At 41.1% G+C, this 12,460-nt stretch carries 8 protein-coding genes and 1 CRISPR repeat array; all 8 genes read right to left on the bottom strand.

Features of this window, described 5'->3' with window-relative positions:
- Positions 1-53 precede the first annotated feature (53 nt).
- Positions 54-3,318: a CRISPR direct-repeat array (repeat unit 32 nt; unit sequence GTTTCAATCCACGCTCCCGCGTAGGGAGCGAC).
- A gap of 177 nt (positions 3,319-3,495) precedes the next feature.
- The 8 genes from cas2 to DKM50_02060 all read right to left on the bottom strand — a co-directional run bounded on the left by cas2 (position 3,496) and on the right by DKM50_02060 (position 12,075).
- Positions 3,496-3,786, bottom strand: coding sequence for a CRISPR-associated endonuclease Cas2 (gene cas2 / locus DKM50_02095; protein PZM83693.1), 291 nt, complete (start codon positions 3,784-3,786; stop codon positions 3,496-3,498).
- Between the two features lie 9 nt (positions 3,787-3,795).
- Positions 3,796-4,827, bottom strand: coding sequence for a subtype I-C CRISPR-associated endonuclease Cas1 (locus DKM50_02090; GenBank protein ID PZM83692.1), 1,032 nt, complete (start codon positions 4,825-4,827; stop codon positions 3,796-3,798).
- 150 nt (positions 4,828-4,977) lie between these two features.
- Positions 4,978-5,616, bottom strand: coding sequence for a CRISPR-associated protein Cas4 (gene cas4 / locus DKM50_02085; protein PZM83691.1), 639 nt, complete (start codon positions 5,614-5,616; stop codon positions 4,978-4,980).
- Between the two features lie 3 nt (positions 5,617-5,619).
- Positions 5,620-5,988 (bottom strand): hypothetical protein, encoded by a 369-nt coding sequence (locus DKM50_02080; protein ID PZM83690.1) that lies wholly within the window; start codon positions 5,986-5,988, stop codon positions 5,620-5,622.
- Between the two features lie 219 nt (positions 5,989-6,207).
- Positions 6,208-7,347 carry a type I-C CRISPR-associated protein Cas7/Csd2 gene (gene cas7c, locus DKM50_02075; protein PZM83689.1) on the bottom strand — a complete coding sequence of 380 codons (1,140 nt, stop codon included), beginning with the start codon at positions 7,345-7,347 and terminating at the stop codon, positions 6,208-6,210.
- Positions 7,348-7,374: 27 nt separating this feature from the next.
- Positions 7,375-9,123 carry a type I-C CRISPR-associated protein Cas8c/Csd1 gene (cas8c, locus tag DKM50_02070; protein ID PZM83688.1) on the bottom strand — a complete coding sequence of 583 codons (1,749 nt, stop codon included), beginning with the start codon at positions 9,121-9,123 and terminating at the stop codon, positions 7,375-7,377.
- Entirely contained in the window at positions 9,120-9,875 is a 756-nt protein-coding gene (gene cas5c / locus DKM50_02065) for a type I-C CRISPR-associated protein Cas5 (GenBank protein PZM83687.1), read from the bottom strand. The genes cas8c and cas5c overlap by 4 nt, the downstream gene beginning before the upstream one ends.
- Positions 9,856-12,075 carry a CRISPR-associated helicase/endonuclease Cas3 gene (locus DKM50_02060; protein ID PZM83696.1) on the bottom strand — a complete coding sequence of 740 codons (2,220 nt, stop codon included), beginning with the start codon at positions 12,073-12,075 and terminating at the stop codon, positions 9,856-9,858. Before DKM50_02060 ends, cas5c begins: the two co-directional genes overlap by 20 nt.
- Positions 12,076-12,460: the final 385 nt, after the last annotated feature.

Below are 12,460 nucleotides of genomic sequence, written 5' to 3'. Positions count from 1 at the left end.
CATAATGTCTGGAGCGACCGGAATTTAATCTCTACCGGGAACCGGAATTAATTGTTTCAATCCACGCTCCCGCGTAGGGAGCGACTAACCTGCAAAATCAACTCTCCTGCTGTAAGATGGTTTCAATCCACGCTCCCGCGTAGGGAGCGACCTAGTCGGCGTACTCCCTGTATAGAGCCTTTCAGTGTTTCAATCCACGCTCCCGCGTAGGGAGCGACGAGCAATTTGAGGAACCAAGCTCACAGGGCTAAAGTTTCAATCCACGCTCCCGCGTAGGGAGCGACGTAATGAAATTTGCAGGCCGTGAATTTGAGAAAGTTTCAATCCACGCTCCCGCGTAGGGAGCGACTGACCAAAGATCAAAAAGAGCTTGAAGATAAATTGTTTCAATCCACGCTCCCGCGTAGGGAGCGACAGTTATTTTTACCGTCATAAACATTAAATATTCTGTTTCAATCCACGCTCCCGCGTAGGGAGCGACCATAGCCCTTGCAGCAAAAGCAGCTGCCTCTCCGGTTTCAATCCACGCTCCCGCGTAGGGAGCGACTCCGGAAGTAGTTGTAAGCCTAGAGCCTATCAAGTTTCAATCCACGCTCCCGCGTAGGGAGCGACCAAAGTATTCTCTCAGGGAAAACGATTTGTTGAGGGTTTCAATCCACGCTCCCGCGTAGGGAGCGACATTATTCACTTGGGGCGCTGGCAAGGGGAAATGGGTTTCAATCCACGCTCCCGCGTAGGGAGCGACCCAGCAAAAAAAGTTACTGGGAGAATGATAGTTAGTTTCAATCCACGCTCCCGCGTAGGGAGCGACATACGGACCTTATCGCCAGCGTTATTACTTTTTTTCGTTTCAATCCACGCTCCCGCGTAGGGAGCGACCATCACTCAGGATGGTGGGCCATTACAGATATTCGAGTTTCAATCCACGCTCCCGCGTAGGGAGCGACATGGGTACAAAACTTTGTTGTTACTGGGATAATGTTTCAATCCACGCTCCCGCGTAGGGAGCGACATTATAATATGACGGAGCAAGGAAGATGAAACCAGTTTCAATCCACGCTCCCGCGTAGGGAGCGACAATAGCAATCGTGTAATTATTTTTGATTGAGTGGTTTCAATCCACGCTCCCGCGTAGGGAGCGACCTGGTCTTTTTGGTCATGTCGCACTGAAAGAAGATGTTTCAATCCACGCTCCCGCGTAGGGAGCGACAAAGGTTTTGAAGTGGTTAGCTGAGGGAAAGTCAGTTTCAATCCACGCTCCCGCGTAGGGAGCGACATAATAGCTAGAGAGGGATTCGCCTTGCGCTTGTTGTTTCAATCCACGCTCCCGCGTAGGGAGCGACCAGTCAGCGTATATTAATAAACTTGTCGAAAGCGTTTCAATCCACGCTCCCGCGTAGGGAGCGACAATGGGACCGAACGGTGCAGGCAAATCAACGCTTGTTTCAATCCACGCTCCCGCGTAGGGAGCGACTATCGTTGGTTTGGGGTGCTGCGTTTCTTTCCCAGTTTCAATCCACGCTCCCGCGTAGGGAGCGACTGGATTGGCCTCCACCGAGTATCAACTCACCACCGGTTTCAATCCACGCTCCCGCGTAGGGAGCGACTTATCGATTCCGTTCAAATGTTTCGGCATATGTGGTTTCAATCCACGCTCCCGCGTAGGGAGCGACACGATTTCAGAAGCGAACGCAACTGGTGTGACAGGTTTCAATCCACGCTCCCGCGTAGGGAGCGACTTTTGGCGCTAATGGATTATATAGCTTTGTGATGGTTTCAATCCACGCTCCCGCGTAGGGAGCGACTAAAACTGTCGTACTTCCTGAAGGTGATTTTGATGTTTCAATCCACGCTCCCGCGTAGGGAGCGACCGGAGCCAAGAGAAAACCACGAGTATTATTGCCAGTTTCAATCCACGCTCCCGCGTAGGGAGCGACCATCTTTGATGGGGCGAGTAATTGAGGAAATAGTTTCAATCCACGCTCCCGCGTAGGGAGCGACTGCAAATTTTGCTCCAATGGTTTGATTTTTATGTTTCAATCCACGCTCCCGCGTAGGGAGCGACACAAAAGTAACGGTAAAAATAATAGATGCAAGGAGGTTTCAATCCACGCTCCCGCGTAGGGAGCGACCAAGCTCTCTGAGGTATTCCCTGCCTTCTAATGAGTTTCAATCCACGCTCCCGCGTAGGGAGCGACGATCTCGAAGGTAGCGAGGATGAACTAGAAGGAGTTTCAATCCACGCTCCCGCGTAGGGAGCGACGAAGTGGTCTTGGTGGCAGACCGCTTTGGCTATAGTTTCAATCCACGCTCCCGCGTAGGGAGCGACCAAGACGTTTCAAGCGTTCTTCTGGTGTTGGAGGTTTCAATCCACGCTCCCGCGTAGGGAGCGACGTGCCTAAAGTGCGTATCGCTTGTGGAACCGTAGTTTCAATCCACGCTCCCGCGTAGGGAGCGACGAAGTCAAGGTGTTCTTTGAAATGTTATATGAGAGTTTCAATCCACGCTCCCGCGTAGGGAGCGACCCACATAGATTACGTCATTTTCCTTGTCAGACAGTTTCAATCCACGCTCCCGCGTAGGGAGCGACGAAAATAGCAGGAGTAAGGGCTGATGATTCAACTGTTTCAATCCACGCTCCCGCGTAGGGAGCGACAAGCCCTTTGGAAGAATAGAAAACGCAAGGTTACAGTTTCAATCCACGCTCCCGCGTAGGGAGCGACCTATTTCTTGCGTATTTGCAATAGCCTCAAGGAAGTTTCAATCCACGCTCCCGCGTAGGGAGCGACTGACCACTTGATACACTATCCGTGGGGTCATCATGTTTCAATCCACGCTCCCGCGTAGGGAGCGACCTTTTACAATGGTCAAATGTTTGATTTTGAAAGTTTCAATCCACGCTCCCGCGTAGGGAGCGACATAAGGTAAATCATTATGTTGGATGTTTTCATACCGTTTCAATCCACGCTCCCGCGTAGGGAGCGACCATATTTGCAGATAATGGCTACCAAACAGTAATTGTTTCAATCCACGCTCCCGCGTAGGGAGCGACTTGGCCTTATCATCTCTTTTGAAGTCGGGTAAAACTCGTTTCAATCCACGCTCCCGCGTAGGGAGCGACTAGTTTGAATCGGTATCGCTCCTTACCATGCAGGTTTCAATCCACGCTCCCGCGTAGGGAGCGACTTTCAATTTCTTAAGGGGTACTACTTTTCCCCTAGTTTCAATCCACGCTCCCGCGTAGGGAGCGACTTTCTGCCATCAATAGTAAGTTCGGTACTTTTTAGTTTCAATCCACGCTCCCGCGTAGGGAGCGACTGCCTTTTGTGAGAGCTAATAACTGCTAAGCTTACAAGAGGCTTTTTCGCGATACTTAAGGATATTTAATTTATCTTAAGTATATCAGCAAAAAACATTTTTAAAAATCATTATAATAATAACAAAATTTTAAATTCGCGAACCTTCCAGGGAATTTATGGTCACTATGGGTTCGCATCAGATTATTAGAGGAGCTTCTAAATCGCGCACTTCTTTTGCGCCTACATGCTCTACTCTGGTTCGCCAGTTAGAACCAAGGTAATAAAATCGCAAGCTATCTTTTGCAATATCAATGATCTCAAGCAGTTGCTGCTTCAAAGCGACCCACTGGGCCGGATCAACATTACACTCAAAAACAGAGCATTGAACCCTGAGTCCGTAATTCTTGCACGCTTTTGCGACTCTGCGTAAGCGTTTTTTTCCTCCCGTACTGGAGGTCATAACATCATAACTTACTAATACCATCATAATACAAAATCACTTCCATAAAAAAACAGGATATCCATCCAAATCGCCACGAATATATCGTGCCAGCAAAAGAGCCTGAATATAGAACAATAGTCCGACACTAACTTTCTCTTCTAAAAACGGGTGAGTTATCTCTTCCTGTTTGCGTTTCTGGTATTCTGACAAAACGGTTTTCTTTGTATCGTCATTCATAAGCACAGCTCCGGATTCCGATTTAGTAAAACCTTTTTCATCTATCTGTCCTCTATTAATTAAAGACAAAACTAATCTGTCAGCAATACAAGCCCGGAATTCTTCCATCATATCCAGGGCCAGGCTTGCCCGACCAGGCCTATCACGATGCAGGAAGCCTACGTAAGGATCCAGACCTACTGTTTCCAGTCCGGACCGGATATCATGCATCAGTAAGGTATAAACAAAAGATAATAAGCAGTTAACAATATCAAGTGGCGGACGACGATTACGAGTATCAAAACGAAAGCAAGCTTTTTTGTTAGTAATTAATTCATTAAAAGTATCAAAATAATTATGAGCCGAGTCCCCTTCTATACCGCGGATATGGTCAAGATCGTTACAGTTCCTGAGTTGATCTATTGAATAAGCCATTGATTTAGCTACTGAGGCAAGTTTCGGTTCATTAACCTTATCTTTATGGTCACGTAACACCCGGTTAATAACAGTCCGGCAATTAGCTACTTTACCTATAATCATGTTCCTCGCCATTAATGCAGACTGTTCAAGATTATCAGCCCAGCGGTATTGCTCACGTCTAAGCAGAACATTACCAGCAGTCTTGCCATGTATGCTAGCCAAAAATTTACCCCATTCCGTCAAAAAAGAAACCGTCACATTCCTCTCTGCACAAAACCCCATCAGGTAAGGGCTCATACTGACTTGACCAAAACAAACTATTCCATCAAGCGTCAGAATAGGCAGTTGCAATCTTTTTTCTTTATCAACAGAAACAACAACAGTCTCGCCTTCTTTGTTGAGGTACGCGCCTTGAGTTGTAACAAATAAAGTATTGAGAAGCTTTTTCATTTAAATTTATTCTCTTTAATTATTTCTTGAAGACTATTAAAAGCTATGTCATCCTGATAAGCTTCTTGCTCTGCATCTAATTCCATCTATCGCTCCCCTTCAACCTGATTGGTCTGACCATCTTCGGCCTGGTATAATATCAAATCAGAATTATTCACAAACAATCTCCTTTAAAACCTTATTCATATAATAACTAACTTGCTTTATATTCTTTTTTGGCATACATACATCAACCAGAGAACATGAATCGCACTTTTTCTCATATTGTGCCATAGGTACTATGCCATTATCAATCAGTTTGTGCACCTCATGTGCAATCCGAATTGTTGTATTACGGAGCGCTTCATCACAATAGACAACTTCCCGCCGTCTGGTCTTACCGTAGAACAGTGCACCTTCGGGTATAGTTGTACTCATCATTTCTTCCAGGCAGAGAGCCTGGGCACATAGTTGGACCTTGTCACACTCATCGACTTTTGGCTTGCCTCGTTTATATTCCACCGGATAAGGATTCCATTTCCTTGTCTGCTTATCAAAATGAAACTCAACCACATCAGCTTTGCCTCTTAATCCCATTTGCATCGAGGTCAAAGCTATACTTCGTTCGATTCGGACATCTTTTCTTTTTTCATTTTCTTCACTATCAGCCCGTTCGTGCATGACCCGGCCCTGGGCAGTCAAATAATTTTCTTCCCAGATCTGCTCGACATGAATCAATGCGCATTGCCGTGGACAGAACTGATAGTGCTGTAAAGCAGATAACATAACAGTAGAGTCTTCCGAATACATATATCAACATTCCTTGTATTTATAGTTAGCAGGGTTATTTCTAATATACATTCGAATCCGGTTCAATTCGTCATCATTACGAATAATTCGATCGTGGTATGATTTCTGCCACGAAAAAGAAGGATCTATATTCTGACGAATCAATTTAGAAGATGTTGTTTTAAATGCCCCCATCAATTCCGGTAATGGTTTTATTTTATTTTGTAGGGAACGGTCGCGACCGTTCCCTACGATATTAATCGATTCGCCGCTGACTGCATTCGATAATACTGACAATGGATAAAAACTATTCTTCACACATGATGTAACAAAATACCATCCAGGGCGTCCATAATCGAAATCAGGTAACCTTTGTTTTTTTCTTTCCTTCACTATTAGTTGTCCTTATTAAACATATCAATGTAGGGAACGGTCACGACCGTTCCCTACGATATCATTTATGCACGTGATCCGGCATAATAATATATTCATCGATTTCTACACATTCATACTGATCCAGTAGCCAATTAATTCTATCATCAATAATTTTTCCTGTTTCGGTTAATTGTAGGGAACGGTCGCGACCGTTCCGTACTACATTCCGTTATCGCATTATAATTTTTCTATGATTGTTACGCCTGTGAGAACACTGGCATCATCGATTGTTACTCCTTTAGGAAGATTGGATTTATCGATAGTGACAGTGTAATCATTATAAGATCTGGTGGGTTTGTCTTTATCTGTTTTTTCTACAGTTACCAAATCGAATAATTTATTGGCAGAAGCATTACCTAAAGGTAACTCATGTTTAAAAATGATAAGGTTTCTTGTTGCCATCAAACCTCGAGCTGCGGAATGATCATGATCAAACATATTTTCAATTGCTTCCCACAATAATTCCAAATCATCCTTGTCAAACCCTGTTTGTGCTGCTAAATGAGAAGAAACAAATCCGTGAGCCTTATACAAACCATAAGGTATCGTGTATTTTCTCCCCATTGTACGATTATCTCCACCTTGCTTTTCAGCTTCAGCTTCTGTTGCTACTGCCATACGAGTAATGCAATGTTCGAGAGCAACTACTGGGTCAATCGATCTGGCAAAAGTTAGTTGTATCGGACCACGAACCTGTCCACAATTAGGAGCTGACTTTAAAGATAATACTGCGCCAAAAGTTCTGATGTCATAAAAATTCTTACACATCCAGTCTCGACCTTTCTCCGTCTCATCAGCCGTTGGTTTACGAGATTTCACATTTTTTATTGAATCATCAATAAATTTCTTTAATTCCTTCGAAGGTTTTGATTCCTTCAAATATTCTTTAATTTGCTTTTTATCAGCATCTGCTGCCACAACTAATACTAGAGTATCTTCATCATCAATAATACTAAGACCATCAGGTAAATTGTAATCCTCAAAATCCTCTTTTAAATTATCAGGAATATTTATGGTTGCACCTTCACCAAGTTCTATTTTCAAGTCGTGAAACGCCTCAACATGTGCCCGACCTAATACAGCTTTTTCTTTAACATAAATATCATATTTTCTTTCATTACTTTTATCCTGTTCTTTAATAATCTGAACATAATTACGCACTTTTCTTTTTAAGCATACATCAGTAACTAAGCCCAGCCCAGTTTCTGCATCAACTCGTGGCAAGTTCCCTGCATCCGGGTCACCATTAGGATTCCCGTCTTGCACATCAAATAACAAAATAAATTCATACCTATTCTTAATAATCTTCTCGTCCATAATCATTTCTCCTTTTTTTATTTATAATTATTTTTTAGTAAACAAATCCTGACGCTGATGATAATAGCCAATCGCAAAACGTGACTGATCATCAAGAGACATATGCGCAGGGAAATTTTTATTACCATCAATATCATTAATGATTTCACCGACAAGTCTTTCTAAATTAAACTTACGACCGGGGTTTAGCTTCCCAAGATGATGACTAGATAAGCCTAGTAATCTTGGCATAACAATTACAGGAGTACTTGATGCCGCACCATAATAACGATCCTTTATAGTTGAATTGATCCCCGGCTGAGCTTCTTCCTGTATCTTTTCAAGCACTGCGAATAATCTGCCGGTCAAATACCCTTGATTCGTATTCGTCGGGTCTAACGCCATAGTTATCTCCTTTTCATTTTTTTTATAACATCTATTTCGCTTATTCAAATAAGCTTTTAGTATAGCTGCGCGAACGCGAGTAACATGCTGCTCAGCGCGAATACGCCGAATACATTGCTGCTGTAATGTTGCTGGATAGGGAGTTCCATCGAGTATACTCGCTATTAGTGCACCAGTAAGGTTGGGAGGTACATTATCCATTTTGTAATCCAAAACTATACTAGTCAGTAAATTAAAAAGAGAAAAATATTCATGCTCATCTTTTTTTCCACGGACTATTTCCAAATCTTCAAAATGTTGTGCGATTGATTCTCCAAACTCTTTTACCGTGCGTATTTTCCAGAAACGAACAGATATACGGGCTGCATTAGGTGCTAACCCTAAAATATAAAACTTATTGTTATTGTCTGCATTTAATTTACCTGACCGTATTGACTCAAACAATGTCTTAATTTCCTGAGAATTTCTATCAGGATCATCTTTTTGCGGGCAAGCAAAGAAAAAGGGGAAATACTTTTCAAAGTCTGTTTTCTTTTCGGCCCAGAAAAGAACAATCGTATCAGTAATTTTAAATTTATTTTTTGAATCCTTACTTAATAACGTGTTAAGAGCTGTTGTATATGCGTCTTCAGCTTTTTTTGATACAGGTGCGTTTAATCCTTGTTCTTTATAGTAAGAATCATAACCAGAATTTTTCTGAAAACCAACAAGCTTTCCTCCACTTTTTCCACCCGGCACAGAAGTCGCTGTATGCAAAACTGCGATTTCCCCCCGTTCTCCCGTAATCAGACAAATTCCTTCAGTATTGTTAATTGGGCCAGTTCCTTTTGACTCTCCCTCATCTTTTTTATCACAAATCACAAAACTTTTTAAATCTTCATGCTCTGCTACTAACTTAGTTTCACCAACCAACTTAAAGGATAGATTACAGCCAGAAATCTTGTAGCAATCGTTCCAATATTCATGTTTTAAAATGTCCTTTCGTTGATCTTCTCGCTCATAAAACTTTTTTACAGCCTTAAATTGCTCATTTAATGGATATTTTTCTGTTAATTCATTCACATAAGCAAGAAATGAACTATGTTGTTTCTGAGCATCAACTTTTGCTTTTCCCGTGTTATCTTTAGGACACGCCAATACATACCCGTAGTGATCCCATAACACATTTGATGTTTGCCAAGAATTAGCACCAGATCTTCCCCTCGTTTTCAATACTAAAAAGTCCTTCCTTGAAGCACCAACTCTTACTGATTCCAGATTAATAAAATTACCATCTTTATCAATAACTATCAGAAATGGTATTTCTTTCCACCCAAAACCTTGTGGGGGAATTTTGCTTTCGGGATCAGCTGCCTTGCGCTGGTAATACTCATGTAGTGATTGTAAGATCATCGCTTCACCTCCTCACTATCTATTGGAGGAACTGTGACTACACCATTCTCTATTTTTGCCCGAAAAAACATCGGTTTAGGATCGTTGATATCTGAGAAATCCATATCATAAAGCATATACCCCAAATCACGAGTTTCATTAATTGGTCGAATAGTTTCTTCTGATATATTTTCTATATATCTAAAAGCAGCAGAAAATTCGCGACACCCAAGATATGGCTGATTGAAGCACTGACCTTTTTTTGCTCTTCGCTCAAAGATCGCATTATATTTCCCGGGATTTTCATCTTTTCTCAATAGCTCTTTTTCCTCATTATCGATAAGTGTATCTAGTGTCGCAATTCTGATCTTTTTGCGATCCAAAGGATTAATAAATACCAGCTCAGCATGAAGCCTATATATAACATCCCGCAAAAACAACCCCGCTCGCTGCTGTCGATTAGGTTCGATGAACAACTCCTTTACACGATCACTTATTAACGCCCCAACTTCATTACGACGTACTGATATCCATTTTATCGGACTTAGCACCTCGATTTTTGTTACCTGCCATCTAATTGCAGGCTTCCAGAAAATAGCCTCAAAAACACCCCGGGCAGCAGAAGGAGTTATTACATCATAACTCACACGCTCAACCTTCATTTCCGGACGCGTAAAACACGCATAATCCCCACTTACTTCAATACAAAATTCTTTATTATAAAATTTTTCTATCACACAATCCTCCTCTCTTTTATCCAAGTAATAATTCATCTAACCACTCGTCATCAAATTTCAATCCGATCTTTTGATTATAAAGATTGATATCCGATTGAACCCATATACCGTCATAGGGAATAATTCGCTGCTGATCTTTCAATCTATCGAAATCAGATTTCTTTACTGACAAGGTATAACGCTGAAGTTTTCTCAAAAGCCAGTTTTCTGGGCCTTTACGTTTTAATTGCTCTATTAAATTGCTACTATCCTTATAATGAACAATAAAGCTTCTTGAATCTTTATCATCAATTAAACAAAACTCCTTAGCAGCTGTGGCAAATTGAAACTTCATTTCTTGGGCATTTCGAACTAATAGTTCATCTATTTCAGCTTTATCAAATTTATTCACCTTAGAATAAAACAAATGAAAATATTCTTTAAATATCTCTGGTGTTAAATAATCTTGATATTTTTTTGATAACAGCTCTTTCGTCGTATCTACACCTTTTCTTATAAAGCCTACAGGTACGCCATTAGGCGACTTAAAAATTTTAACCTGACCTAATTGATCCGATTCGTTTAGCTTGCCCTCGCGGTTACAACGTCCAGCAGATTGTGCTATTGAATCAAGCCCAGCTAATGATCTGTACACAACAGGAAAATCGATATCAACTCCAGCCTCTATCAATTGAGTACTTACAACTCTGACTGGCTCTCCTTTTTTCAATTTTTGTTTTATTTTATCTATAGAATCAAGAATATGCTGAGAACACATTAATCGCGATAAATGCTCGGTATCTTCCGGCATAAGCTTATAAAGTTCCCGGCAATCTTTTCGAGTATTAAGGATACATAGCACTTGTTCATATTGATTTAACTCATCAGCAATACTACGCCAAGATGGGGCATCGGCATGTAGTTCAGGCATATTCACGTAAACACGTTTAAGTTGTTCTGAAAGTACTGTGGGATTATCAATTATTTCACTAACACTTTCTAACCCTATAAATTCAGAACGTTGCGCTCCTATTGCCCCTACTAACGCGGGTTGGGTTGCAGATGAAAACAATACGGAAACCTTAAAATATTCAACAAGTGTTTTTAACGCTGATATTATTGGTTTCAAAAAATCCGGTGGAAGCATTTGGACTTCATCCAGGATAATTATACTGTTAGCAAGATTATGGAGTTTGCGGCATCGTGATGTTTTTGCTGCAAAAAGGGATTCAAAAAGCTGAACATTAGTGGTTATTATGATTGGTGCATCCCAGTTTTCAGAAGCTAGTTTAGATGCTTGTGATCTTGTATCTTCATCAATATTGCTATGATGCTCAACTACATTTTCTTCCCCGAAAATATCACGGTAAATTTGTGCAGTTTGGGTAATGATACTGGTATAGGGAATAGCAAAAACTATTCTTTTTTTATTGTGTTTTCTAGCGTGTTCCAATGCCCAAGCCATAGAAGAAAGGGTCTTCCCTCCCCCAGTAGGTACTGTTATTGAGAAAAAACCTGGAGTACCGATACCTTTCTGCATACATTGTTTTAAAATATTTGCCCTAATCCTATTAACGAAGGTATCTTTTGCATTATTTTTGAGTTCATTCATATGCTGATCAAATAAAACGTTCAAAGCATTAAGAGTTAAATATTGTTTACGCTGGCTAAACAAATCAAGGTTCATAAATTTTTCCGTGTCGAGCCGATCTGCATCGACCAAACAAGAAAAGATCATACGCATCCATAAATGTATTGCCTCATCCGTAAGAGCTTTGCCACAAGGCGGTTTTAAGATAATCGCTATGTTAATGGTCTTATTAATCTTAGATCTTATATCTTCCAGTAATTCTATTTTCTCTAAACGGCTCTGCAAATTACCACTAATTCCGATCTCATTATGCCAATTATGTAATCCTGCATGATGTCCTGCAATTACATACGACAATATATGTTGTAATCCTTTAGAAAAACCTTGATCAAATAAACGTTCTTTTGCCCATATTGCGCCAGCAGAAGTATGATCGCTTTTCTTATTTCCAATAATAGCTGTGTCTTCATCTTCATCAAGCTGGATTCCACATTTTCCAATATACTCCTGAAAAGCACTCGAATATTTACCAAGATCATGCCATAAACCAGCGAAACATGCCCATTCTCTTGATTCAAACTCAGAAGCAAACTCTCCTGCCATCCTCGCTACATTCTGCAAATGATCTTCCAGAAATTGCCACTCTTCCGGACCTTTGTCAGGCATAGTGTGTGCATAATATTTTTTATCAGTATTTTCTTCCATAAAAAAAGATCCCCCCGATTTAATGTCACAGTAACAACCTCACAAAAGCCGCAGGTCCCTGGGTCTCAACCTACATCATCCAATTAACCGGCATAGCAAAAATCATCCAGCAATCGCCAATCAGCAACACATAAACATTTCATGGAAGTTATCTATTATGATATTATAGCATAGCCACCCAGACAAAATCAGTCAGTTTACACGAATAAAAAATAAAATTTGTTTTGTGTGTAAACATAAAATTCACCTATAACTTTTTGTTCATGCTATAAGATAATTACAATAGAAAGGCAAGATTGCTGGTTGGTCATTAGGTATTGAAGGCTTGCGAAGTGATTTTGTTCCA

This window comes from Candidatus Margulisiibacteriota bacterium (assembly GCA_003242895.1).
In the GTDB taxonomy this organism is placed as follows: Bacteria; Margulisbacteria; Riflemargulisbacteria; order GWF2-39-127; family GWF2-39-127; genus GWF2-39-127.
Note: the sequence above shows the minus strand (reverse complement) of the source record. Positions and strands in the feature narration are given on the sequence as shown.

Excerpts from the sequence above, each read along its gene's own strand:
- cas2 (PZM83693.1), bottom strand. The coding sequence starts at position 3,786 with ATGATGGTATTAGTAAGTTATGATGTTATGACCTCCAGTACGGGAGGA.
- DKM50_02090 (PZM83692.1), bottom strand. The coding sequence starts at position 4,827 with ATGAAAAAGCTTCTCAATACTTTATTTGTTACAACTCAAGGCGCGTAC.
- cas4 (PZM83691.1), bottom strand. The coding sequence starts at position 5,616 with ATGTATTCGGAAGACTCTACTGTTATGTTATCTGCTTTACAGCACTAT.
- cas7c (PZM83689.1), bottom strand. The coding sequence starts at position 7,347 with ATGGACGAGAAGATTATTAAGAATAGGTATGAATTTATTTTGTTATTT.
- cas8c (PZM83688.1), bottom strand. The coding sequence starts at position 9,123 with ATGATCTTACAATCACTACATGAGTATTACCAGCGCAAGGCAGCTGAT.
- cas5c (PZM83687.1), bottom strand. The coding sequence starts at position 9,875 with ATGAATTATTACTTGGATAAAAGAGAGGAGGATTGTGTGATAGAAAAA.
- DKM50_02060 (PZM83696.1), bottom strand. The coding sequence starts at position 12,075 with ATGCCTGACAAAGGTCCGGAAGAGTGGCAATTTCTGGAAGATCATTTG.